Annotated in this window: 17 protein-coding genes; 9 read left to right on the plus strand and 8 right to left on the minus strand. The window is 50.6% G+C overall.

Annotated elements, in window-relative coordinates:
* Positions 1–10: 10 nt before the first annotated feature.
* Positions 11–370, plus strand: a complete 360-nt coding sequence (gene arsC, locus ACJHYO_RS16480; protein WP_000166449.1) for an arsenate reductase (glutaredoxin) — start codon at positions 11–13, stop codon at positions 368–370.
* A gap of 137 nt (positions 371–507) precedes the next feature.
* Here arsC and ACJHYO_RS16485 read toward each other — a convergent pair whose 3' ends face one another.
* The 3 genes from ACJHYO_RS16485 to upp form a co-directional block, all read right to left on the minus strand.
* Complete coding sequence (locus ACJHYO_RS16485) at positions 508–1,209, minus strand: DnaA inactivator Hda (protein WP_001307333.1); 702 nt, start codon at positions 1,207–1,209, stop codon at positions 508–510.
* A gap of 94 nt (positions 1,210–1,303) precedes the next feature.
* Complete coding sequence (gene uraA / locus ACJHYO_RS16490; RefSeq protein ID WP_000198327.1) at positions 1,304–2,593, minus strand: uracil permease; 1,290 nt, start codon at positions 2,591–2,593, stop codon at positions 1,304–1,306.
* Between the two features lie 85 nt (positions 2,594–2,678).
* Entirely contained in the window at positions 2,679–3,305 is a 627-nt protein-coding gene (gene upp, locus ACJHYO_RS16495; protein ID WP_001295473.1) for a uracil phosphoribosyltransferase, read from the minus strand.
* Between the two features lie 323 nt (positions 3,306–3,628).
* Here upp and purM point away from each other — a divergent pair, with 323 nt between their 5' ends.
* From purM to ppx, 4 genes are all read left to right on the plus strand, one after another.
* A complete protein-coding gene (gene purM, locus ACJHYO_RS16500; RefSeq protein WP_001296287.1) occupies positions 3,629–4,666 on the plus strand; it encodes a phosphoribosylformylglycinamidine cyclo-ligase in 1,038 nt (345 codons plus the stop codon).
* On the plus strand, positions 4,666–5,304 hold the full coding sequence (gene purN / locus ACJHYO_RS16505) for a phosphoribosylglycinamide formyltransferase (protein WP_001028626.1): 639 nt from the start codon (positions 4,666–4,668) through the stop codon (positions 5,302–5,304). The genes purM and purN overlap by 1 nt, the downstream gene beginning before the upstream one ends.
* Positions 5,305–5,475: 171 nt before the next feature.
* The gene (gene ppk1, locus ACJHYO_RS16510; protein ID WP_001296288.1) at positions 5,476–7,542 is read left to right on the plus strand and encodes a polyphosphate kinase 1; all 2,067 of its coding nucleotides are present in this window, start codon (positions 5,476–5,478) and stop codon (positions 7,540–7,542) included.
* A gap of 4 nt (positions 7,543–7,546) precedes the next feature.
* On the plus strand, positions 7,547–9,088 hold the full coding sequence (gene ppx, locus ACJHYO_RS16515) for an exopolyphosphatase (protein WP_001121363.1): 1,542 nt from the start codon (positions 7,547–7,549) through the stop codon (positions 9,086–9,088).
* A gap of 38 nt (positions 9,089–9,126) precedes the next feature.
* On the opposite strand, the gene pdeF is transcribed toward ppx, so the two are convergent.
* A complete protein-coding gene (gene pdeF / locus ACJHYO_RS16520) occupies positions 9,127–11,370 on the minus strand; it encodes a cyclic-guanylate-specific phosphodiesterase PdeF (protein ID WP_000772715.1) in 2,244 nt (747 codons plus the stop codon).
* Between the two features lie 181 nt (positions 11,371–11,551).
* The gene (locus ACJHYO_RS16525; RefSeq protein WP_000017553.1) at positions 11,552–11,704 is read right to left on the minus strand and encodes a hypothetical protein; all 153 of its coding nucleotides are present in this window, start codon (positions 11,702–11,704) and stop codon (positions 11,552–11,554) included.
* A gap of 17 nt (positions 11,705–11,721) precedes the next feature.
* Between ACJHYO_RS16525 and ACJHYO_RS16530 the strand changes: the two genes are divergently transcribed.
* From ACJHYO_RS16530 to ACJHYO_RS16540, 3 genes are all read left to right on the plus strand, one after another.
* The gene (locus tag ACJHYO_RS16530; protein ID WP_000076001.1) at positions 11,722–11,913 is read left to right on the plus strand and encodes a YfgG family protein; all 192 of its coding nucleotides are present in this window, start codon (positions 11,722–11,724) and stop codon (positions 11,911–11,913) included.
* Between the two features lie 310 nt (positions 11,914–12,223).
* Positions 12,224–12,742: a glycine zipper 2TM domain-containing protein gene (locus ACJHYO_RS16535; RefSeq protein WP_001311989.1), complete on the plus strand. Its 519-nt coding sequence runs from the start codon at positions 12,224–12,226 to the stop codon at positions 12,740–12,742.
* Between the two features lie 15 nt (positions 12,743–12,757).
* On the plus strand, positions 12,758–13,297 hold the full coding sequence (locus ACJHYO_RS16540) for a DUF5384 family protein (RefSeq protein WP_000755178.1): 540 nt from the start codon (positions 12,758–12,760) through the stop codon (positions 13,295–13,297).
* A gap of 92 nt (positions 13,298–13,389) precedes the next feature.
* On the opposite strand, the gene guaA is transcribed toward ACJHYO_RS16540, so the two are convergent.
* A complete protein-coding gene (gene guaA / locus ACJHYO_RS16545) occupies positions 13,390–14,967 on the minus strand; it encodes a glutamine-hydrolyzing GMP synthase (protein WP_000138282.1) in 1,578 nt (525 codons plus the stop codon).
* A gap of 68 nt (positions 14,968–15,035) precedes the next feature.
* Positions 15,036–16,502 carry an IMP dehydrogenase gene (guaB, locus tag ACJHYO_RS16550; RefSeq protein ID WP_001299507.1) on the minus strand — a complete coding sequence of 489 codons (1,467 nt, stop codon included), beginning with the start codon at positions 16,500–16,502 and terminating at the stop codon, positions 15,036–15,038.
* 161 nt (positions 16,503–16,663) lie between these two features.
* Between guaB and xseA the strand changes: the two genes are divergently transcribed.
* Entirely contained in the window at positions 16,664–18,040 is a 1,377-nt protein-coding gene (xseA, locus tag ACJHYO_RS16555) for an exodeoxyribonuclease VII large subunit (protein ID WP_000937900.1), read from the plus strand.
* Positions 18,041–18,108: 68 nt separating this feature from the next.
* On the opposite strand, the gene ACJHYO_RS16560 is transcribed toward xseA, so the two are convergent.
* A complete protein-coding gene (locus ACJHYO_RS16560; protein ID WP_410232515.1) occupies positions 18,109–26,160 on the minus strand; it encodes an adhesion domain-containing protein in 8,052 nt (2,683 codons plus the stop codon).
* Between the last annotated feature and the right edge of the window lie 5 nt (positions 26,161–26,165).

The following is a 26,165-nucleotide window of genomic DNA, read 5'->3' on the forward strand; positions in this document are numbered from 1 at the left end:
AGGAAGAACAATGACCAAACAGGTAAAAATCTACCATAACCCACGCTGTTCAAAGAGCCGGGAAACGCTGAACCTGCTGAAAGAAAACGGCGTGGAGCCAGAAGTGGTGCTCTACCTTGAGACACCCGCCGATGCGGCAACGCTGCGTGATTTGCTGAAAATGCTGGGGATGAATAGCGCTCGTGAATTGATGCGCCAAAAAGAGGATCTTTATAAAGAACTGAACCTGGCTGACAGTTCACTTAGCGAAGAGGCGCTGATTCAGGCGATGGTGGATAATCCGAAGCTAATGGAACGCCCGATTGTGGTCGCGAATGGCAAAGCGCGGATTGGTCGTCCACCGGAGCAGGTACTGGAAATCGTGGGTTAAGATGTGCTCCATCGCTAGTTGAAGCACATTGCCGGATGCGACGCTTGCCGCGTCTTATCCGGCCTACGAATACTATGGATTAACTTCGCGTAGGTCGGATAAGGCGTTCGCGCCGCATCCGACAATAAACACCTTATCTACAACTTCAGAATTTCTTTCACAAACGGAATGGTCAGCTTGCGTTGCGCGGTAATCGACGCACGATCCAGCTGATCCAGCGTCATAAACAACGTGCGCATTTCTCTGTCGAGCCGCTTCAGCAAGAAACGCCCCACATCTTCCGGCAGTTCAAAACCACGCAAACGCGCGCGTAACTGTAGCGCCTGCAACTTATCTTCATCAGAAAGTGGCTGCAATTTGTAGATCTGCCCCCAGTCGAGACGCGACGCGAGATCCGGTAATCCCAGATTCAACTGCCGCGGTGGACGATCGCCGGTGATCAACAACCGTGTTTTGCCCGATTCCAGAATTCGATTGTAGAGATCGAAAATCGCCATCTCCCACAACTCATCGCCGGCAATACACTCAATGTTGTCAATACAGACCAGCGACAAATGCTCCATACCGTCGAGCACTTCCGGAACAAACCAGGTGCGTTTATCCAGCGGGACATAGCCCACCGCATCGCCACGCTGCGACAATTCCGCGCAAGCCGCGTGCAGCAGATGGCTGCGCCCCGCGCCTTCGCGTGCCCAGAGATAGATGTAACCGCTATGTTCCTGACGCAGCACGTTTTGCAGCGCGGCCAGTAAAGAGGAGTTATCCCCCGGCCAGAAACTTGCAAAGGTTTCGTCGTCAGGAAGATAAAGTGGCAAAGAGAGCTGTGCCGGTGTGTTCAGAGATACCTCAACCAGGATTTCACAAAATCGCGAGAAGTTTACCACAGAATCCCATGATGTTTGAACCGGGCAGCAACACTGCCCGGTCGGTACATTATTTGTCTGTTATATCCGCGTCTTCTGCGTCCAGCACCACTTCTTCAGGGCGCAGCATACTAATCAGTTTGAAGATCAAACTTAAGCCGATACCGACGATGGTCGCCAGCGCCATACCTTTCAGCTCCGCCGCGCCAATGTTTACCTTCGCGCCACTGACGCCGATGATCAAAATAACGGAAGTCAGGATCAGGTTCTGTGCTTTGTTGTAATCCACTTTCGATTCGATCAACACACGAATACCGGAAGCACCGATGACACCGTAAAGCAGCAGCGAAACGCCGCCCATCACCGGCAATGGAATCATCTGGATAGCAGCAGCCAGTTTACCGACGCAGGAAAGCAGGATAGCGAAAATCGCCGCACCGCCGATAACCCAGGTACTGTAAACACGGGTGATCGCCATCACGCCAATGTTTTCTCCGTAAGTGGTGTTTGGCGTGGAGCCAAAGAAGCCGGAGATCACGGTCGACAAGCCGTTAGCAAACATCGAACGGTGCAGACCTGGATCGCGCAGCAGATCTTTTTTGACGATATTAGCCGTTACTACCAGGTGCCCTACGTGTTCGGCAATAACCACTAACGCCGCTGGCAGAATAGTCAGAATGGCAAACCACTCGAAGCGCGGCGTATAGAGGGTCGGCAGCGCAAACCAGTGAGCATTAATAATCGGCGTGGTATCGACAATTCCCATTGCGAAAGAGAGCGCGTACCCCACCAGCACGCCAATTAAAATCGGGATAATTGCCAGGAAACCACGAAACAGCACGGAACCTAAAACCGTGACCGCCAGGGTGGTAATAGAGATGATGATGGTTTTGGAGTCTGGCGTTTGCCCTTCAGCCGGGAGTAAACCCGCCATACCGGCAGCTACGCCCGCCAGCTCCAGACCGATGACGGCAACGATTGCGCCCATTGCCGCAGGTGGAAACAGCACGTCCAGCCAGCCGGTCCCCGCTTTCTTCACGATAAAAGAAACCAGGCAGAACAGCACGCCGCACATAATAAAGCCGCCCAGCGCAACTTCATACCCCAACGGCAACAGTAACAATACCGGTGAAATAAAGGCAAAGCTGGAACCAAGATAAGCCGGAATTTTCCCTTTACAGATGAAGAGATACAGCAGTGTTCCTATACCGTTAAATAACAGTACAGTCGCCGGGTTAATATGAAATAAGACGGGCACCAGGACGGTTGCACCAAACATGGCGAACAAATGTTGCAAACTAAGCGGGATTGTCTGTAAAAGTGGCGGTCTTTCACTCACCCCGATAGCACGGCGCGTCATAGTATTATCCTCTGTATTATGTGTTATAGGCGCTTTACTCAAAAAAAAGCCGACTCTTAAAGTCGGCTTTAATTATTTTTATTCTTTATTTCGTACCAAAGATTTTGTCACCGGCATCGCCGAGGCCCGGAATAATGTATCCGTGCTCGTTCAGTCCCTGGTCAATCGATGCAGTATACAGTTCGACGTCCGGGTGCGCTTTTTCCAGCGCAGCGATACCTTCTGGTGCAGCTACCAGCACCAGAACTTTGATGCTGCTGCAGCCCGCTTTTTTCAGCAGGTCGATGGTCGCGATAACGGAACCACCGGTTGCCAGCATTGGGTCAACGATCAGCGCCATACGCTCATCGATGTTAGAAACCAGTTTCTGGAAGTACGGTACCGGCTCCAGCGTTTCTTCATTACGGTACATACCGACGACACTGATGCGCGCACTCGGAACGTTTTCCAGCACACCGTCCATCATCCCAAGACCCGCACGCAGAATTGGCACAACGGTAATTTTCTTACCTTTGATCTGGTCGATTTCTACCGGGCCGTTCCAGCCTTCGATAGTGACTTTTTCCGTTTCGAGGTCGGCGGTCGCTTCGTAAGTCAGCAGGCTACCCACTTCGGAAGCGAGTTCGCGAAAGCGCTTGGTGCTGATATCTTGCTCACGCATCAGTCCCAGCTTGTGTTTGACGAGTGGGTGTTTGACTTCCACGATCTTCATACTCTTTCTCCTTTGAGGGGCAGCCACAAAAAAATCGACGGATTATACCTCCTTTCTTCAAGGCGGCAATATTATTTTCGTTGACTTTAGTCAAAATGATAACGGTTTGAGATAAAGTTATTTTATATTCAAATGGTTATGAAAGAAGATTATTCCATCCGAAAACGATCCTTTGCCCTGGTACAAGTATTCTTTCGCCGCGCGCCTGGGGAAAAGACGTGCAAAAAGGTTGTGTAAAGCAGTCTCGCAAACGTTTGCTTTCCCTGTTAGAATTGCGCCGAATTTTATTTTTCTACCGCAAGTAACGCGTGGGGACCCAAGCAGTGACCGATAAAACCTCTCTTAGCTACAAAGATGCCGGTGTTGATATTGACGCGGGTAATGCTCTGGTTGGAAGAATCAAAGGCGTAGTGAAGAAAACGCGTCGTCCGGAAGTGATGGGCGGTCTGGGCGGCTTCGGTGCACTGTGTGCATTGCCGCAAAAATATCGTGAACCTGTGCTGGTTTCCGGCACTGACGGCGTAGGTACCAAGCTGCGTCTGGCGATGGACTTAAAACGTCACGACACCATTGGTATTGATCTGGTCGCCATGTGCGTTAATGACCTGGTGGTGCAAGGTGCGGAACCGCTGTTTTTCCTCGACTATTACGCAACCGGAAAACTGGATGTTGATACCGCTTCAGCGGTGATCAGCGGCATTGCGGAAGGTTGTCTGCAATCGGGCTGTTCACTGGTGGGTGGCGAAACGGCAGAAATGCCGGGGATGTATCACGGTGAAGATTACGATGTCGCTGGTTTCTGCGTTGGCGTGGTAGAAAAATCAGAAATCATCGACGGCTCTAAAGTCAGCGATGGCGATGTGCTGATTGCACTCGGCTCCAGCGGTCCGCACTCGAACGGCTATTCGCTGGTGCGCAAAATTCTTGAAGTCAGCGGTTGTGATCCGCAAACCACCGAACTTGATGGTAAGCCATTAGCCGATCATCTGCTGGCACCGACCCGCATTTACGTGAAGTCAGTGCTGAAGTTGATTGAAAAGGTCGATGTGCATGCCATTGCGCACCTGACCGGCGGCGGTTTCTGGGAAAACATTCCGCGCGTATTGCCAGATAATACCCAGGCAGTGATTGATGAATCTTCCTGGCAGTGGCCGGAAGTGTTTAACTGGCTGCAAACGGCAGGTAACGTTGAGCGCCATGAAATGTATCGCACCTTCAACTGCGGCGTCGGTATGATTATTGCCCTGCCTGCTCCGGAAGTGGACAAAGCCCTCGCCCTGCTCAATGCCAACGGTGAAAACGCGTGGAAAATCGGTATCATCAAAGCCTCTGATTCCGAACAACGCGTGGTTATCGAATAATGAATATTGTGGTGCTTATTTCCGGCAACGGAAGTAATTTGCAGGCAATTATTGACGCCTGCAAAACCAACAAAATTAAAGGCACCGTACGGGCAGTTTTCAGCAATAAGGCCGACGCGTTCGGCCTTGAACGCGCCCGCCAGGCGGGTATTGCAACGCATACGCTCATCACCAGCGCGTTTGACAGTCGTGAAGCCTATGACCGGGAGTTGATTCATGAAATCGACATGTACGCACCCGATGTGGTCGTGCTGGCTGGTTTTATGCGCATTCTCAGCCCGGCGTTTGTCTCCCATTATGCCGGGCGTTTGCTGAACATTCACCCTTCTCTGCTGCCGAAATATCCCGGATTACACACCCATCGTCAGGCGCTGGAAAATGGCGATGAGGAGCACGGTACATCGGTGCATTTCGTCACCGATGAACTGGACGGTGGCCCGGTTATTTTACAGGCGAAAGTCCCGGTATTTGCTGGTGATACGGAAGATGACATCACCGCCCGCGTGCAAACCCAGGAACACGCTATTTATCCACTGGTGATTAGCTGGTTTGCCGATGGTCGTCTGAAAATGCACGAAAACGCCGCGTGGCTGGATGGTCAACGTCTGCCGCCGCAGGGCTACGCTGCCGACGAGTAATGCCCCCGTAGTTAAAGCGCCAGCTCTGCCGCTGGCGTTTTTCAATTCACCTGTAAATCGCAAGCTCCAGCAGTTTTTTTCCCCCTTTTCTGGCATAGTTGGACATCTGCCAATATTGCTCGCCATAATATCCAGGCAGTGTCCCGTGAATAAAACGGAGTAAAAGTGGTAATGGGTCAGGAAAAGCTATACATCGAAAAAGAGCTCAGTTGGTTATCGTTCAATGAACGCGTGCTTCAGGAAGCGGCGGACAAATCTAACCCGCTGATTGAAAGGATGCGTTTCCTGGGGATCTATTCCAATAACCTTGATGAGTTCTATAAAGTCCGCTTCGCTGAACTGAAGCGACGCATCATTATTAGCGAAGAACAAGGTTCCAACTCTCATTCCCGCCATTTACTGGGCAAAATTCAGTCCCGGGTGCTGAAAGCCGATCAGGAATTCGACGGCCTCTACAACGAGCTGTTGCTGGAGATGGCGCGCAACCAGATCTTCCTGATTAATGAACGCCAGCTCTCCGTCAATCAACAAAACTGGCTGCGTCATTATTTTAAGCAGTATCTGCGTCAGCACATTACGCCGATTTTAATCAATCCTGACACTGATTTAGTGCAGTTCCTGAAAGATGATTACACCTATCTGGCGGTGGAAATTATCCGTGGCGATACCATCCGTTACGCGCTGCTGGAGATCCCATCAGATAAAGTGCCGCGCTTTGTGAATTTACCGCCAGAAGCGCCGCGTCGACGCAAGCCGATGATTCTTCTGGATAACATTCTGCGTTACTGCCTTGATGATATTTTCAAAGGCTTCTTTGATTATGACGCGCTGAATGCCTATTCAATGAAGATGACCCGCGATGCCGAATACGATTTAGTGCATGAGATGGAAGCCAGCCTGATGGAGTTGATGTCTTCCAGTCTCAAGCAGCGTTTAACTGCTGAGCCGGTGCGTTTTGTTTATCAGCGCGATATGCCCAATGCGCTGGTTGAAGTGTTACGCGAAAAACTGACTATTTCCCGCTACGACTCCATCGTCCCTGGTGGTCGTTATCATAATTTTAAAGACTTTATTAATTTCCCCAATGTCGGCAAAGCCAATCTGGTGAACAAACCACTGCCACGTTTACGCCACATTTGGTTTGATAAAGCCCAGTTCCGCAATGGTTTTGATGCTATTCGCGAACGCGATGTGTTGCTCTATTATCCTTATCATACCTTTGAGCATGTACTGGAACTGCTGCGTCAGGCTTCGTTCGACCCGAGCGTACTGGCGATTAAAATTAACATTTACCGCGTGGCGAAAGATTCACGCATCATCGACTCGATGATCCACGCCGCACACAACGGTAAGAAAGTCACCGTGGTGGTTGAGTTACAGGCGCGTTTCGACGAAGAAGCCAACATTCACTGGGCGAAGCGCCTGACCGAAGCAGGCGTGCACGTTATCTTCTCTGCGCCGGGGCTGAAAATTCACGCCAAACTGTTCCTGATTTCACGTAAAGAAAACGGTGAAGTGGTGCGTTACGCACACATCGGGACCGGAAATTTTAACGAAAAAACCGCGCGTCTTTATACTGACTATTCGTTGCTGACCGCCGATGCGCGCATCACCAACGAAGTACGGCGGGTGTTCAACTTTATTGAAAACCCATACCGTCCGGTGACATTTGATTATTTAATGGTGTCGCCGCAAAACTCTCGCCGTCTGTTGTATGAAATGGTGGACCGCGAGATCGCCAACGCGCAGCAAGGGCTGCCCAGTGGTATCACCCTGAAGCTAAATAACCTTGTCGATAAAGGCCTGGTTGATCGTCTGTATGCGGCCTCCAGCTCCGGCGTACCGGTTAATCTGCTGGTGCGCGGAATGTGTTCTCTGATCCCCAATCTGGAAGGCATTAGCGACAACATTCGTGCCATCAGTATTGTTGACCGTTACCTTGAACATGACCGGGTTTATATTTTTGAAAATGGCGGCGATAAAAAGGTCTACCTTTCTTCCGCCGACTGGATGACGCGCAATATTGATTATCGTATTGAAGTGGCAACGCCGCTGCTCGATCCGCGCCTGAAGCAGCGGGTGCTGGACATCATCGACATATTGTTCAGCGATACGGTCAAAGCACGTTATATCGATAAAGAACTCAGTAATCGCTACGTTCCCCGCGGCAATCGCCGCAAAGTACGGGCGCAGTTGGCGATTTACGACTACATCAAATCACTCGAACAATCTGAATAACCCTATGCCAATACACGATAAATCCCCTCGTCCGCAGGAGTTTGCTGCGGTCGATCTTGGTTCAAACAGTTTTCACATGGTCATAGCCCGTGTGGTAGATGGTGCCATGCAGATTATTGGCCGCCTGAAACAGCGGGTGCATCTGGCGGACGGCCTGGGGCCAGATAATATGTTGAGTGAAGAGGCAATGACGCGCGGTTTGAACTGTCTGTCGCTATTTGCCGAAAGGCTACAAGGGTTTTCTCCTGCCAGCGTCTGTATAGTTGGTACCCATACGCTGCGTCAGGCGCTGAACGCCACTGACTTTCTGAAACGCGCGGAAAAAGTCATTCCCTACCCGATCGAAATTATTTCCGGTAATGAAGAAGCCCGTCTGATTTTTATGGGCGTGGAACATACCCAACCGGAAAAAGGTCGCAAACTGGTTATTGATATTGGCGGCGGTTCTACAGAACTGGTGATTGGTGAAAATTTCGAACCGATTCTCGTTGAAAGCCGCCGGATGGGTTGTGTCAGCTTTGCCCAGCTTTATTTCCCTGGCGGGGTCATCAATAAAGAGAATTTTCAGCGCGCTCGCATGGCGGCAGCACAAAAACTGGAAACGTTAACCTGGCAATTTCGAATTCAGGGCTGGAACGTGGCAATGGGCGCTTCCGGTACCATAAAAGCCGCCCATGAAGTGTTAATGGAAATGGGCGAGAAAGACGGGATAATTACCCCGGAACGTCTGGAAAAACTGGTAAAAGAAGTTTTACGGCACCGTAATTTCGCATCGCTGAGTTTACCAGGTCTTTCCGAAGAGCGGAAAACAGTCTTCGTTCCTGGACTGGCGATTTTATGCGGTGTGTTTGATGCTTTAGCCATCCGTGAACTGCGCCTTTCTGACGGGGCGTTACGCGAAGGCGTACTGTATGAAATGGAAGGACGTTTCCGTCATCAGGATGTGCGTAGTCGCACTGCCAGCAGCCTCGCCAACCAGTATCACATCGACAGCGAACAGGCCCGACGGGTGCTGGATACCACTATGCAAATGTACGAACAGTGGCGGGAACAGCAACCGAAGCTGGCGCACCCACAACTGGAGGCGCTACTGCGATGGGCCGCCATGCTGCATGAGGTCGGGTTGAATATCAACCACAGCGGTTTGCATCGCCACTCCGCTTATATTCTGCAAAACAGCGACTTGCCGGGTTTTAATCAGGAACAGCAGCTGATGATGGCGACACTGGTGCGCTATCACCGTAAAGCGATTAAACTCGACGATCTGCCGCGCTTTACCTTGTTTAAGAAGAAACAGTTCCTGCCACTGATTCAGCTATTGCGCCTTGGCGTATTACTCAATAATCAACGTCAGGCAACCACCACACCGCCAACATTGACGCTGATTACTGATGACAGTCACTGGACACTGCGTTTCCCGCATGACTGGTTTAGTCAGAATGCGCTGGTACTGCTTGATCTGGAAAAGGAGCAAGAATACTGGGAAGGCGTGGCTGGCTGGCGGTTGAAAATTGAAGAAGAAAGTACACCAGAAATCGCCGCTTAATGCTTTGCGGGCCGACGAGAAATGTCGGCCCGCATTATTCAGGCACTTTCGCGAATGGGTTCGATTTCATTCAGCGTATCAATTAACGGTTGCGGCTTACCAATAAGATAACCCTGCATATAATCGATCCCCAAAGAGAGCACCGCCTCGCGGATCTCTTCGTTTTCAACGTACTCTGCCACTACCCGCATTTTCTTCATTCGCGCCAGGTGGCAAATCGACGCCACTATCTGATAATCCAGACTATTTGACACAATATTGCGGATAAAACTGCCGTCAATTTTAAGCAGATCGGCATTCACATTTTTAAGCCGCGCATAGCTGGCGTAGCCGGTGCCGAAATCATCAATCGCAATCTGGCAGCCTAATTCCTGAAGATGCTGCAAGGTGATTTGCGCCTGCTTAACATTGGTCAGAGCATTACTTTCGGTGACTTCAAAAATAAGTTGCCACGCTTCAATCTGATATTTAGCCAGCAGCTGACTGACTTCAACAGGAAAACGAGCCTGACATACCGAGGTTGGAGACAGATTAATAGCAAAACGGTGAGCGGGCATCTTCGCTCTGTTTTCAGCCATAAATTGCAGCGTATGCTCAATGACCCACATGTCGATACTCGACGATAAACCAAATTCGTGCGCGACCGGTAAGAAGCTATCGGGGCTGATCAGTTCATCATTCTCACCTTTCATGCGCAGAAGAATTTCATGGTAGACATCACCACGCATACCGGTAATCGGCTGGGCCATCAGGAAAAAATGGTTGTGTTCCAGCGCCCGCTGTAGCCGATTCATCATCGCGACTTTATCTTTCAATTCGCGTTGCAAATACATTGCTCCGCGACGCTGCATATTTTCCGGGGCGTTGGTCACGATGGAAAGTTCGGCCACTGTATTTAGCTCTCCCAGCAGCAGGTAGATATGATTCACTGGCGAGCGCACATAGCAGTAACTGACGCCAATCTGCGGTTGCATCGGCATTCCATCCCAAAAGAAACGAAATTGCTTGAGATGGCTATCCAGTGCGGTAATGCGCTCCTGGTGCGATTCTGTATTCAGCCGCAGCGCGAGATCGTTACCCGAAAGCTGATAAACATCTTCACCCGGTTCCAGCAATGGTGACAGCCAGTGAGAAAGTTTTTGCTTGTATTGAATACGCAGCATGATGCCATAATTCTTAACCAGCATTTCCATGCCAGGGATGCGTAAATAACAAAGCGCAGACCAGGGGGCATCACGTAACGCGCGATTCAGGGCGCGAACATTTGGCAAATGAACCACCGGGTCCACATACGCAAGCCGCTGAATGCGTCTGACTACCGCTCGCTGACGGGTTGCCAGTACAGCCATATAATTGACAATAAAAGAGAATACTAGATAACTGGAGGAGGTTATGGTCAGCTGCGTGGTATAGCCAGGATAAATGGGAATGTAATTTTGATAGCTGTGGATGCTGATCATCAACACGACCGCCCAGAGCAATGAAATCAGCTTATAACCATAACGCATCGCTCCCCACATCATCAGGGGCAGCAATAATGACAAGGTGTAATTGGTGCTAAAAATCGTGCTTTTTTCATTTAACGGCATGCATAACAGCAATAGTAAAGCACCTAATGCCAGTAGCCAGATTGCGAACTCTTTTTTGGTAACTTTGGCATCAACCTGCTGTTTTAATTGCGAATAATAGCTACGTAAATAAAACGGATTTCGCACCACCCGAATGATGAAGTAGCACAGCGGGACACCAATCAGATTACCCACCAGCAAGGCCTGATAATTGATTAAGGTCCCGAGGTTAAAGGGCATGACGCCGACCAGATTTTCTCTGCTCGCCAGTAATCCAACAAACGCAGCAAACTGGAAAAGTATCAGAAACAGCGTTGCAGGAAACACAATCTGCCAGAATAGTCGCTGGGAAATTAAACGGCTATCACCATGTGAAACGTTGTTACGCCGGGGAGTAAAAACCCTGTAACCGCCCCAACAGAGAATGATAATGATAATAAAATTAGCCGTTAATGAGAGCGTTTCGTAAAAACCCAGCTCTGCATATTTGCGAACAAAAATCCCTAAGGCGATCCCTGGCAATGCCGCCCAGCTGAAAAACATCATCATGCTGATCATCAGTGCCAGTGGCAGATAAAAGAGAAAAACTTCACCGGAAGAAATATGCGCGAAAGTATTAATGTGGGCGAAAATGGGCAAGATTAAAGAAGGCAGGAACAGCGGAAGCCCCCACCATTTATCACGTATTTTTATATAAGTTGCATTCAGTTTCATAGATGCTCAGCAGAATCCCCCACATCCTGAAGGAGGTGTATTCAGACAGGCATCCCACCTGACTTCGAATGATGATTATTCATCACTATAGAGAGCAATGATTCTAAGTGTCATATGAAAGTTCCAATTGATATATATCAAACAAAATAACCCTGATTAATGAATTATTACGTTTATCATGTTAACTCATCATTATTACATCATCATTGTAAATAATTAAATTAACTTCCATAACATTAAAATATGTATCCACTGACGCTTTTTTACATAACGAAGAATTGACCATTTTGTCCTGTTGTGCCTTAATGTAAGTACCGTCCACGGCGTGGGACATACTTCAAGGAACCTTTTGTGAGTCAGGCAACCAGTATGCGAAAACGACACCGATTTAACAGTCGCATGACCCGTATCGTACTGCTCATCAGCTTTATCTTCTTCTTTGGCCGTTTTATCTACTCGTCCGTCGGTGCCTGGCAGCACCATCAGAGCAAAAAAGAAGCTCAGCAATCCACACTCTCCGTCGAATCACCGGTACAACGTTAGCGGTTACCTTCTCCACTCTCACAGAACATAACGGCACCTCGCTGTCGGATGCTTTTGCTCTTTGGGATTATCAAAGCGGCAGATATTTTTTCATCTTAAATTTTACGTTTTTGTCCTGACTGATGTTTATCCTGTTCGACTGCGAAATAAATACATCATTAATACATATGTTGTGATGATGTATTTTTATAAATTATTTCCCGCATGAATTTTAATAAATTTAATCTATTCCTTTATACGCAATACATTTACTTTCCTCTTTTGATGATCTTAAATGTCTTATTTTTCGTAATGTGTATAACAAGGAATAGTGATGAAATTTAAAAAATGTCTTCTGCCTGTGGCAATGTTAGCGTCATTCACTCTGGCAGGATGCCAGTCAAATGCTGATGATCATGCCGCCGATGTTTATCAAACCGATCAACTGAATACCAAACAAGAAACTAAAACCGTTAATATTATTTCCATTCTTCCCGCAAAAGTTGCCGTAGACAACGCCCAAAATAAACGGAACGCACAAGCCTTCGGCGCGCTTATTGGCGCTGTCGCTGGCGGTGTTATCGGCCACAACGTCGGGTCTGGCAGCAATTCCGGAACGACGGCAGGTGCAGTTGGCGGCGGAGCTGTAGGCGCGGCAGCGGGTTCTATGGTGAATGATAAAACCTTAGTGGAAGGTGTTTCTTTAACATATAAGGAAGGCACCAAAGTGTATACCTCCACCCAGGTGGGTAAAGAGTGCCAGTTTACGACAGGTTTAGCCGTTGTTATTACCACGACGTATAACGAAACGCGTATTCAGCCAAATACCAAATGTCCTGAAAAGAGCTAATAATCAGGAGGAGTCATGAAGAAAGTTTTTCTTTGCGCCATCTTAGCCTCCTTAAGCTATCCGGCTATCGCCTCATCATTGCAGGATCAACTATCGGCTGTCGCAGAAGCGGAACAGCAAGGTAAAAACGAAGAGCAAAGGCAGCATGACGAATGGGTCGCGGAGCGCAACAGGGAAATCCAGCAAGAGAAGCAACGTCGCGCAAACGCCCAGGCCGCGGCTAATAAAAGAGCGGCAACGGCAGCAGCGAATAAGAAAGCTCGTCAGGATAAACTGGACGCCGAAGCCACTGCGGACAAAAAACGCGATCAAAGTTATGAAGATGAGCTACGCAGCTTAGAGATTCAGAAACAAAAACTGGCGCTGGCGAAAGAAGAAGCCCGCGTTAAGCGCGAAAACGAATTTATCGATCAGGAACTGAAGCACAAAGCTGCGCAAACCGATGTGGTGCAATCTGAAGCTGACGCAAACAGAAATATGACTGAAGGCGGTCGCGATCTGATGAAAAGCGTGGGCAAAGCAGAAGAGAATAAATCAGATAGCTGGTTTAATTAATCGATGTTAGTAACTTCAATCCTATGATTCGTGAGTATAAAAAACCCTCTGTAGTAACAGAGGGTTTTGTTCATTCATAGTGCAGAGTCAAATCATTCCCACTCAATAGTCGCTGGTGGCTTGCCGCTGATGTCATACACCACGCGGGAAATACCATTCACTTCATTGATAATGCGGTTGGAAACGCGACCGAGGAAATCGTACGGCAGATGTGCCCAGTGTGCGGTCATAAAGTCGATGGTTTCGACAGCACGCAGAGAGACAACCCAGTCATACTTACGACCATCGCCCATTACGCCAACGGAACGTACTGGCAGGAAGACGGTGAACGCCTGGCTGACTTTGTCGTACAGGTCCGCTTTACGCAGTTCTTCAATGAAGATGGCGTCAGCACGGCGCAGCAGGTCACAATACTCTTTCTTCACTTCTCCCAGAACACGAACGCCAAGGCCTGGTCCCGGGAACGGGTGACGGTACAACATGTCATACGGTAGGCCCAGCTCCAGACCAATCTTACGCACTTCGTCTTTGAACAGCTCTTTCAGCGGTTCAACCAGGCCCATCTTCATCTCTTTCGGCAGGCCACCCACGTTGTGGTGAGATTTGATGACGTGTGCTTTACCGGTTGCAGAAGCAGCAGATTCGATAACGTCAGGGTAGATGGTGCCCTGCGCCAGCCACTTCACGTCTTCCAGTTTCAGCGCTTCTTCATCGAATACTTCAACGAAAACGCGCCCGATGATTTTACGTTTTGCTTCCGGATCATTTTCGCCAGCCAGCGCTGACAAGAAGCGATCTTCTGCCGGTACGTGAACAATGTTCAGACCAAAGTGATCGCCAAACATATCCAGAACCTGCTCTGCTTCGTTGAGACGCAGCAGGCCGTTGTCGACGAATACGCAAGTCAGGTTTTTACCGATAGCGCGGTGCAACAGCATTGCGGTTACGGAGGAATCCACGCCACCAGAGAGGCCGAGGATGACTTTATCGTCGCCCACTTGCTCGCGGATGCGGGCTACAGCGTCGTCGATAATTTTCGCTGGCGTCCACAGGGCTTCACACTGGCAGATATCACGCACAAAACGCTCCAGCATGCGCATACCCTGGCGGGTGTGAGTCACTTCCGGGTGGAACTGTACGCCATAGAAGCGTTTTTCTTCGTTGGCCATGATGGCAAACGGGCAGCTTTCGGTGCTGGCTACGGTGACGAAGTCGGACGGGATAGCGGTAACTTTATCGCCGTGGCTCATCCAGACGTCCAGCAGCGGTTTACCATCTGCGGTCAGCGCATCTTCGATACCGCGAACCAGTGCGCTGTCGTTTACGACTTCAACCTGCGCGTAGCCAAATTCACGTTCATTAGAAGCCTCAACGTGACCGCCCAACTGCATCGCCATGGTCTGCATACCATAGCAAACGCCGAATACCGGTACGCCTGCTTCAAAGACATACTGCGGCGCACGCGGGCTGTTTTCTTCAGTAGTACTTTCCGGGCCGCCGGAAAGAATAATGCCGCTTGGATTGAAGTCACGAATTTGTGCTTCTGTCACATCCCACGCCCACAGTTCGCAGTAAACGCCCAGCTCACGCACGCGGCGCGCAACCAGTTGAGTATACTGGGAACCGAAGTCCAGAATGAGGATGCGATGCTTATGAATGTTTTCCGTCATTGACGCTTATTCCGAGGCAAGTGAAACAGATAATATAAATCGCCCGACATGAAGTCGGGCGAAGAGAATCAGGAGCCCAGACGGTAGTTCGGGGACTCTTTAGTAATGGTCACGTCGTGAACGTGGCTTTCCTGAATGCCCGCACCGCTGATACGTACAAACTCCGCTTTAGTACGCAGTTCGTCGATAGTACCACAGCCGGTCAGGCCCATACAGGAGCGCAGGCCGCCCATCTGCTGGTGAATGATCTCTTTCAGGCGACCTTTATAGGCTACGCGGCCTTCGATACCTTCCGGCACCAGTTTGTCGGCAGCGTTGTCGCTCTGGAAGTAACGGTCAGAAGAACCTTTGGACATCGCGCCCAGGGAACCCATACCACGGTAAGATTTGTAAGAACGGCCCTGGTAGAGTTCGATTTCACCCGGAGATTCTTCAGTACCCGCCAGCATGGAACCTACCATCACCGCGCTTGCGCCAGCGGCGATAGCTTTAGCGATATCGCCTGAGAAACGGATACCGCCGTCAGCGATAACCGGAATGCCGGTACCTTCCAGGGCTTCTACTGCATCAGCAACGGCGGTGATCTGCGGAACACCGACACCAGTCACGATACGCGTCGTACAGATAGAACCAGGGCCGATACCCACTTTAACGGCACTGCAACCGGCTTCTGCCAGCGCGCGGGCACCTGCAGCAGTTGCCACGTTGCCGCCGATGATTTGCAGGTCAGGATATTTAGCGCGAGTTTCACGGATACGCTGCAGAACACCTTCAGAGTGACCGTGAGAGGAGTCGATCAGCAGAACGTCAACGCCTGCGGCAACCAGCGCATCAACACGCTCTTCGTTACCAGCGCCCGCGCCAACCGCTGCACCTACACGCAGACGGCCTTGTTCGTCTTTACAGGCGTTCGGTTTACGTTCCGCTTTCTGGAAGTCTTTCACGGTGATCATGCCGATCAGGTGGAATTCGTCATCAACCACCAGCGCCTTTTCAACGCGTTTTTCGTGCATTTTTGCCAGCACCACTTCACGGGCTTCGCCTTCACGCACAGTTACCAGACGCTCTTTCGGCGTCATGTAAACGCTAACCGGTTGATTCAGATCGGTCACAAAACGCACGTCACGACCGGTGATGATGCCGACCAGTTCGTTTTCTTCGGTAACGACCGGGTAACCCGCAAAGCCGTTACGTTCAGTCAGTTCTTTCACTTCGCGCAGCGTCGTGGTTGGCAAAACAGTCTGCGGGTCAGTTACTACGCCAGATTCGTGTTTTTTCACACGGCGAACTTCTTCTGCCTGGCGTTCAATGGACATGTTTTTGTGGATAAAGCCGATACCGCCTTCCTGAGCCAGAGCAATAGCCAGGCGCGCTTCCGTTACGGTATCCATTGCTGCGGAAAGCATAGGGATATTCAGACGAATAGTTTTCGTCAGCTGAGTGCTGAGGTCAGCAGTATTCGGCAGAACGGTAGAATGAGCAGGAACGAGGAGAACGTCGTCAAACGTCAGAGCTTCTTTAGCGATACGTAGCATGGGCAATATCTCGACCAGAGTGGTTAATAAATATTGCCGCGGCATTATACAGAGCGTAACCGATTGCATCTACCCCTTTTTGCAAAAAATGCTTGCTATCCCCGGAGGGCGGGTTACTATCGACTGAATAACCTGCTGATTTAGAATTTGATCTCGCTCACATGTTACCTTCTCAATCCCCTGCAATTTTTACCGTTAGCCGCCTGAATCAAACGGTTCGTCTGCTGCTTGAGCATGAGATGGGGCAGGTGTGGATCAGCGGTGAAATCTCTAATTTTACACAACCAGCCTCCGGTCACTGGTACTTTACGCTTAAAGACGATACCGCGCAGGTGCGCTGTGCGATGTTCCGCAACAGCAACCGCCGGGTCACCTTCCGCCCACAGCACGGGCAACAGGTTTTAGTTCGCGCCAATATTACACTCTACGAGCCGCGCGGCGATTATCAAATTATCGTCGAAAGTATGCAGCCGGCCGGTGAAGGATTGCTGCAACAGAAGTACGAACAGCTTAAAGCGAAGTTGCAGGCTGAAGGTTTGTTCGATCTGCAATACAAAAAATCACTCCCCTCCCCTGCGCATTGCGTTGGTGTGATCACCTCAAAAACCGGTGCTGCGCTACATGATATTTTGCATGTGTTAAAACGTCGCGATCCTTCTCTGCCAGTGATTATTTATCCCACCGCCGTACAGGGGGATGATGCGCCGGGGCAAATCGTTCGTGCCATTGAACTGGCGAATAAGCGCAACGAGTGTGACGTGTTGATCGTTGGCCGTGGCGGTGGTTCGCTGGAAGATTTATGGAGTTTTAATGATGAGCGTGTGGCGCGGGCGATTTTTGCCAGTCGCATTCCGATAGTCAGCGCCGTCGGGCATGAGACGGATGTGACGATTGCCGACTTTGTTGCTGATCTGCGTGCGCCAACGCCGTCAGCCGCCGCTGAAGTGGTGAGCCGAAATCAGCAAGAATTGCTACGTCAGGTGCAATCGACCCATCAACGGCTGGAAATGGCGATGGATTATTATCTCGCCAACCGCACGCGTCGTTTTACGCAGATTCATCATCGCTTGCAGCAACAGCATCCGCAGCTCCGGCTGGCACGCCAGCAAACTATGCTCGAACGTCTGCAAAAGCGGATGAGCTTTGCGCTGGAGAATCAGCTTAAACGCGCGGGTCAGCAACAGCAGCGATTAACACGGCAACTCGTCCAGCAAAATCCGCAGTCGCGTATTCATCGCGCGCAAACGCACATTCAGCAACTGGAATATCGTTTAGCAGAAACCCTGCGCGCACAGCTTAGCGCCACGCGTGAACGTTTCGGTAATGCAGTAACACACCTCGAAGCCGTAAGCCCACTGTCAACGCTGGCGCGCGGTTATAGCGTCACCAGCGCCGCTGATGGCGCGGTGTTAAAACAGGTTAAGCAAGTGAAAGTGGGTGAGACACTGACCACACGACTGGGAGATGGTGTGGTGATTAGTGAAGTCAGCGCCGTAACAAAAACCCGCAAATCACGTAAAAAAACGTCTAATCCGTAGACCGGATAAGAGGCGCCAGCATCGCATCCGGCAATAACTCCCAGGCTACGCCAGATCCGCCATGCTGGTTACTGGAAGCAGGTCACCAGACCCGGTTTATTTATTAGCGTGATACTACAATCCTGTGCTCCAGTACCTTCGTCCATCCCACACTGTTGAGAGGACAAATAAGGAAAACTGGGTGAAGACGGCCATCCCAGTGAATTAAAAACAGTATGCAACAACTCTAATTCATTGTATGTCGGTGCATTTTCTATGCTGCCACACTGCCTTGCGATATCCCATTTACTGGCATCAATGATATGTGCAGAAGCCCAGTTTTCGTAGTTAATAATCGGTGAGGATACGGGATTAGCCCCGGACGGCAATTCCGTCGTTAACAACGGTCGATGTAGCGATTTACTATTCACCACTACCGTGTCTGCCATATGTCCCCAAAAGTGCGCCGATGAAACATTTGGGCTGGTTGGCACCGTAAAAATAGCGTCCAGCGTGTCTGTCGCGGAAGCGTAATTAGCCAGAGTAACCGTCAGTGGCATTTTATAACCAGGGGTATTATCCTGGCGGAGCGAAAAACTTGCCGTCCCATCCGCGCCTGTCATGCCACTAATGGTATTACCGCTTTCACTCAGCGTAATAGCCGAACCTGATAACGGCTGAACGACGAGATCGTCCATCGCCACTACATTGCCATACAACGTTGCCCCAGCGTTACGCGGCGATGCCTCACCACGTTTCAAAGTAAATTCAACATTCGGCACCGTATTCCCGGCGCTGTCTTTCACCGTCACGGTAACGGACATGGCTTCGCCTTTTTTCACTTTCGCCGCCTGAGTGGCTGCATCAAACGCTGTTGAGGTAAGTGTGACGCTGGAAACCGTTGAACGCACGTTAGCCAGGCAAGGCTGAAATGATTTTGTTGAACCCGTATACAGCGTGCCATTTCTCAAATCAACCGACTGGTCTTTACCATCGGCGGATTTATCCTCTGCCCACCAGGTGTAATACGCAGGCCAGCCAGTTTCAGTGACAAACGTGTTATTCGGATAACGCGCAGACAACGAACTTAAATCATTGAATAGTGGCTGCCTTGCTACTTCACAAGGGCTCACACTCGCATCTGATTTCTGTGTTGGGGTAAAGTACGGCCAGTCTTCATTATTGTTATTGATCTTGCCGACGCCAGAAGTCGATGTCAGTTCACTCCACAATTTCGGGCGTTCAAATACCGCACCATTCACTGCCGTCAAGGTTGCTGGCATATGCCCCCAGTAGTTAGCCTTCGCAGAATCCGGGCTGGTCACTACCGTGAATATCAGGTCCTGATTAGCCGTAACCTGCGGATTTCGCGCCAATGAAGCTGTAAACGGCGTTACCAGACCAACGGTGTTATTTTGGGTAACGTTGAACGTTATCGTGCCATCACTGCCGGTGAAGCCGCTCCATGCCGACGTATTCTGGTTGAAGGAGATACGCGCCGATGTCGGGGTGACTTCATCTAAAATGAGATCATCTACGGTATTGGAGGATACAGAGATCCCTGAACGGCTTTTCGCCTGCACGCGCTTGAGCGTAACACCTTCGCCACCAACAGGATTACCATTGGCATCTTTGATCGTCACCACGATGGGAAGCATCTCACCTTTTTTCACAGATGACGTGGGGGTACCACCATTACTGGCAGTTCGGCCCTCATCATAGGCAGTCGATGACAGCGTAAGGCTTGCTGGTGCCGAATGTGGCTGCGTCAGACAGAGCATTAAAGCGTATCCATTTATAGTCGTCGTCGATTGTCCCGTTTTCAAATTAATGGCGCCGTAATACCACGTCAACGCGTCAGTGGTACTCATTTCATAAGTCCACCAATTTCCACTTCCGGCAGTTATAGGCAACCCCAAATCTGTCAGTATTGTCCCGCCTGGATGATCATTATATAGCCTCTGTAACTCATTGAGACGCGGCTGATACTCAACCGGGCAATCCGGCGTAACTTTATTGGTATAAAAAAGGTATGACCACGACTCATTATTATTACTTACCGAGGACCCCAAGGTCGCTTCTGCTGCCAGTAGCGGTCGTTTAAAGGTCACCCCCGCCCTACTGGTAAACGTGTCGGGCATATGACCCCAGTATTTTGCTTTCGGTGAGTTCGGACTGGTTATCACAGTGAAAATAACATCCATCGTGGCACTTTTTGTGGTGTCGCGCATCAATGTTGCAGTGAGCGGAGTTGCCAGCCCATAAGTCTCGTTTTGCGTCACATCAAAAGTCGCTTTACCATCACTTCCTGTCGTCAGAAGTGCCTGTGCCCCATTATTATAGAGTGACATGTTTACTCCGGCAGGGGTGACCGGCACGATAGTAAGATCATCATACGTAGAATCTAGCCTGTTTTTTGCACGATCCAACGCAGTCCCGCGTATGAGATTAAAGTTTGCGCCTGGCAACAGATTTCCTGCGCTATCCCGCACAATCACCGTCATCCGGATCGCCGTACCTTTCGCCGCCGTTGCACTAGGGCGACCATCGTTGCTGGCCGTTTTCTCCGCATCCAGTGCCGTGGAGGTCATCTCTATAGAAGCTGCCACTGCATGAGGGTTTACCAGACAGGACACAAATGCCACGGTGTTTGATAATGCCCTGGAGCTTGATCCATTCGATAAATTAATAGACTGATCGTACCAGACGTTCGCGTAGGCAATTTTATCGTAAGCCCACCAGGTGTTAGTCAGCGGAAGGCCTAAATCGGTCCCTATCGCACCATTAGGATGTTCACTGTATAACTCTTGAAATTCGCTTAATAACGGTTGATAAGGTTCGCCGCAGTCTGATTTGCTGACATCATTTTTTGCTGCCGTATTCAAAGAAAGCCATGATTCATTATTAGCCATGGTTGACTGCCCCGCTGGATGCTCGGCAGTAAGCAATGGCCGCTTAAAGGCAATTCCCGACCGGGTAGTAAACGTTTCAGGCATATGCCCCCAGTAACTTGCCAGTGGCGTATCCGGGCTGGTTATGACGGTAAACATGACCGGTAATTTGTTGGATTCTATCGTCAGCTGATACAACTGGGCGTACATATTGGTTACCAGGCCCATAGAATCATCTTGTTTTACCGTAAAGGAGGTAGTCCCGTCCGCGCCAGTCACCCCATAAAGCAGGCTTGAAGAACTATTCATCCTCGCAGAAGCGCCTGCCGCGTTAATTACCGTAATCGACTTATTTATCATCTCGGCATTTTGACGGTTCTTCGAGCCTTCACGTCTGAGAATAAAGGGGACATTGGGCACGCTATTTCCCTGCGCATTTTTAGTCACCACGCGAATCACCGCGTCTTCGCCTTTTTTCACTTTCAACGCACTCAAGGTGTCGTCAACTTTGACAAATTGCGCCGTATCATTCGCCTCAACAATGATCTGACTGGCAACGGCGACAGGCGTGGTCCGGCAGCTCAGTAATGCACCACCAGATGAGGGCATCTGCGTTTCATCTCCTGTCTTCAGCGAAACGACATCATACGTAAAGGTTTGAGTGAACGTATCTGCAACGGTATTCGAGATATAGAACCTCGACACTGGCCAGCCAATAGCATCATGTAATGCGCTACTCCCCTGGTGCGCATAAATGGCCCTAAGTTCATTGTCAGTTGGAACATACTCCGCGCCACAACCATTTATCGAGGTATCGTTAGCCTGGCCCGACGGGAACGTAGACCAGGCCTCCCCCTCTTCCACCAGGGTACCGATACTGGTGGTAGCACTATTCTCGTCCCTCAGCAAAGGCCTTCGATAAATAAGACCGTCATCGCCTGTCGCCGTTTCAGCCATATGCCCCCAGAATTTGGCTTTTGGCGAATCCGGGCTGGTAAGCACCGTAAAGACAACGGGAAGCGTCGATTTAGTGCTGCTGGAGGAATCCAACGCTGCCGTGAGTTCTGTTTTTAGCCCGGTAGTCTGGTCTTGCTTCAATGTGAAAGTGGTGGTGCCATCAGCCCCCGTCACGCCATAAATAACCAGGGTCGTTGAAAGAAAATCATTTTGAGTATTTCCCCAGGCATCCGTTACCGCCAGTGAAGCAATCGACGTCGTAGTTGACACATTGGCCCTGTTCACGCTGGTGTTTCGTTTGAGGGTAAATGCGGTATTTCCCACAGGCTTACCCTGCGCATCTTTAGTGGTCACTCGTAATACGGCTTCTTCACCCTTTTTCACTTTGACAACATTATTCATACGGTCAAATTTTGTGAGGTCTGCAGCTTCAAGAACGATTTGGCTTGCCTTAACAATCGGCGTCGTCTGGCAGGTAAGCAGTTCTTTTGTGGCAGATGGAATTATCGAACTGGTGCCTGAACTGAGATTGACGGCCTTGAAGTCACGCTGTTCCAGGCTACTACTACCTGTCGTGCTGGAAAGGTAACTTGAGGCGACGGGCCAGCCCTGAACCGTTTTCATCGCATTTCCGCGGTTGGCTTCATACAATGACTCCAGCCCGGCCTGAGAGGGAACATATTCACTACCACAACCATTAGAGGATGTGCTTATAGCCTGAGCTTGGGTAAATTGCGCCCAGTCTTCATTCTCTTCTGCAATCGCTGTTCGCCCCGACGTACTGGATAACTCTTTCAACAATAATGGGCGTTTAAAGACCGCTCCATCTGCAGCCGTCACTGTTTCAGGCATATGCCCCCACATTTTCGCCTTATCGCTGTCCGGACTGGTTACAACGGTAAAAATGGTATCTAGGGTCGCTTTTTTCGTTGTATCTGAATAGAGCCTAGCGGTCAGCGACGTTTTCGTGCCATGGGTATCCGGGCGGGTAATAGTGAGAATTTTAGTTCCGTCGCTGCCGGTCATGGCGCTGTATGCTGCAGCGGTATTATTAAGCGAAGTTTCGTCCGCCAGGCCACCATTGACCACAACCGGCGCAACCAGCGCATCACTGCTACCAGCAACGTGTTTTTCCTCTGAGCGGGTATAACCATCGCCACGTTTCAGGGTAAAGGGTATATCACCCAATGGATTGCCCTGCGCATCTTTTACCGTCACCTTTACCTGTAGCGTTTCGCCTTTTTTCAGCTTCGCCGCATTTGCAGCCGCGTTCCACTGCGCCGGATCCACCACTTCCAGCGTAATGCTACTGGCAGGATTGTTAGCCGTCGTCAGGCAACTGACATAAACCGCCGTGCTACCGCCAACGGTCCGCGCCCCATCGTTGAGGGCTATGGTGTAATAATGCGGTACCTGATCTGCGGGCGAACTGCTCCAGTAGGGCTGACGCTGCGTTGGCCAGCCGTGTACTGTCTGTACACCGTCACCGTTATTGGCATCATAGAGCGCGCTAAGCTGAGAACGGCGTGGGAGCATATTGGCGCCACAGCCACCTTTACTGGTGCTGGAGGCGTTGGCCTGGCTGACTCGCGACCAGACTTCGTTATTTTCCGTTAATGTGCCGTCCGGACTGAACACTTCCGCAGCCAGTCGGGGGCGGGCAAAGGTTAAAGCATCGACGGTAATCGTCTCATCCATATGCCCCCACATCTGCGCGCCAACCGCATCCGGACTGGTGAGCGTAGTGAAAATCACATTGTAATTAACAGTATTGGGAATATAGGAGTTCACAGGCACAATATTTAGCGGCGTCGATAAGCCCACACCTTGCGATTGCTTAATTTCCACAGTCGCAAAACCCTGCGCATCCGTAGTACCGGCATAGACTAAAGACGGTTGCGATGTTCCGTAGAGTGTGCCATTCATCTCGATTGCGCCGCGGGTTGGATCATCAAAACCTGTAGTCTGCCCCTGACGATTTTTCCCCATATCTTTAGTGATGGTGAACGCGGTATACGGCACGGGTGCATTATTCAAGGCATTAAAGGTGCGTACCGTCATGGTGATCGTGTCACCCACTTTGGCCTGCGCTCTGCTGCCTGCGGAAACATCACGATCGGTGGTCGCGGCAATCTTGGCGACCATCTCATTGCCCGAACAAGAGAGATAGTTTTGCTTAAAGCCGGAATAGGTGTCGATGTTGCCCGTGGCCAGGTTTACCGACGCGTGCGACGTCTCTTCCACCGCACTAAGATACGCTTTTTGCAACGTTGGCCAGCCATATTCGGTGCCGATGGCATTGGCTGGATGAGCGGCAAACAAACTGTGCAATGAACTTTGGCTCGGAATATGACCTAAACCACACTCAGCCTGCATACTGCTATTCTGATCAAACAGCGCCCAGTCTTCGTTATTTTCCCGCACCGATCCCAGTTCGTTGTCGGTTTCATCCGCCAGCCGTGGGCGTTTAAAGATATTGTTCGCTTCAATAATGCCCAACATATGGCCCCACATCCGCGCTTTGTCGGTATCGGGGCTGGTGATCACCGTAAAAATAACGTCTTTCTCATCCGAGGCAGTAAAATCACTGCGCATTCTCGCGGTGATGTGAGTTTTCACCCCCACGCCGCCTGGCTGGGTCAGCGTCAGAGTGGCCTCTCCGTTAGCATCAGTGATCCCTTCATAGGTATGGGCGTCAACTTTGCGAACGTTACTGCCGCCATCAATTTGTACCGGATGCGTCTCCCACGCGGCGTCAGTTTGATTCTTACGGTTAATGCCGTCATCCAGATGCAGCGAAAAGTAGTAGTAAGCCAGCGGCTGATCGTTGTTCTTGCTATCGGTAATCGTCAGACGTAAAGAAGCCTCTTCCCCCACCTTTACTTTCATCGCTTTTATCGTCGAATCATAGCTGCCCGGCGTCAGTACCAGCTTCGGTTCAACATCGGGCGCTTCTTTATCGACACAGCTCACAATAAACGTCGTATCGTCCGGTTTTTGCGCTTCGCTGCGGTTCGAAACATCCGCCGCATGGTGCTGGCCGCTCATCCCCGCCAGTGATGACCAGTAGAAATTACCCTGCATCGGCCAACCAGCCACATCCTGCACTGACGTTGGCACCACCGTCGCCAGCGCACCGAACTGACGCATTCCGGGCAAAATGTCGCAATGTTTATCCGCGCCGCTCCAGGTAAAGGTGGACCAGGTTTCATTGTGATCGTTAACCGTACCGCCTTCATTATCGACTTCCGCCGCCAGTTTTGGTCGACTAAAAGTGTAATCACGGGCCTTCAGCGTATCGGGCATATGACCCCACATTGTAGCCTGCGGAACATCCGGGCTGGTGAGGACGGTAAAGATCACTGCCGTTTCACTGGCCTGAGCAATACCCGCGAGGCTCGCGACCAACGGCGTTTTTACACCAGGGCCGTTGGCCTGGGTGACCGTAACCGTGGCAACACCATTCGCATCGGTAGTACCACGATATTCCGTCGCGGTGGTGGTTAATTCGGTCGTGCCCAGTTTTACAGGCGCAGTATTGTTCACCACACCCTGGCGGTTTTCAGCATCTTTGCGTTTGATAACAAAAGGAATATTCCCCACAACATTACCGACGCAATCTTTGGTGGTGACCGTTAACGTGATACTGCCCCCAACCGTCATTTTCGCCGCACCTGAGGATTCGTCATAGCCCGCAGCGCTGACGGAAATAAGGTCACCCTGCGCGGGCGCAATCTTCAGCGTCACTTTCTGATCGGCGAGCGTCAGAACACTTTCATAGGGATAGCCCGTCGAGGTGAGTAAATATAACAGCGGCATGGTCTGCTGGGGATCAGGCTGCGCCCAGGCGACCAGCGAACGCCCGGCAAGTCCCTGTGCACAAAACGAGCGATCTGCGACTGGCTGTGGGTCCAGTAAGGTGTCCGGCGTGGCGGCATCCGCCCAAACTAAAGATACAGCCGGTGGCGTTTGGTTTTCCCAACGTGGGGTGGCAATGATATCGCCTTCTCTGTCTTGCGGGTTGGTGACGAGCAATTTAGAGACGCTAACATCCGCGTTGAATTCACTCGGTTTAGCGGTAAACGCTACCTCATGCGTCTTTGTAGGATCCAGAAAGACACTGCCCTGGTAGACGGGTATGCTGGCGCTGTCGGCGGTGGGCACGGTACCGTTAAATTCGCCGACCGTATCTGAAGAGTCTTGCCATGCAGATTCTGCCCATGACCACCCAGGCAGCATTGCGCTTATCAGCAATGCGCATAACACAAGGATTTTATTCAGGGTCAGGGACATGACAG

Source organism: Escherichia sp. WS1118 (genome assembly GCF_046487695.1).
GTDB lineage: Bacteria > Pseudomonadota > Gammaproteobacteria > Enterobacterales > Enterobacteriaceae > Escherichia > Escherichia coli.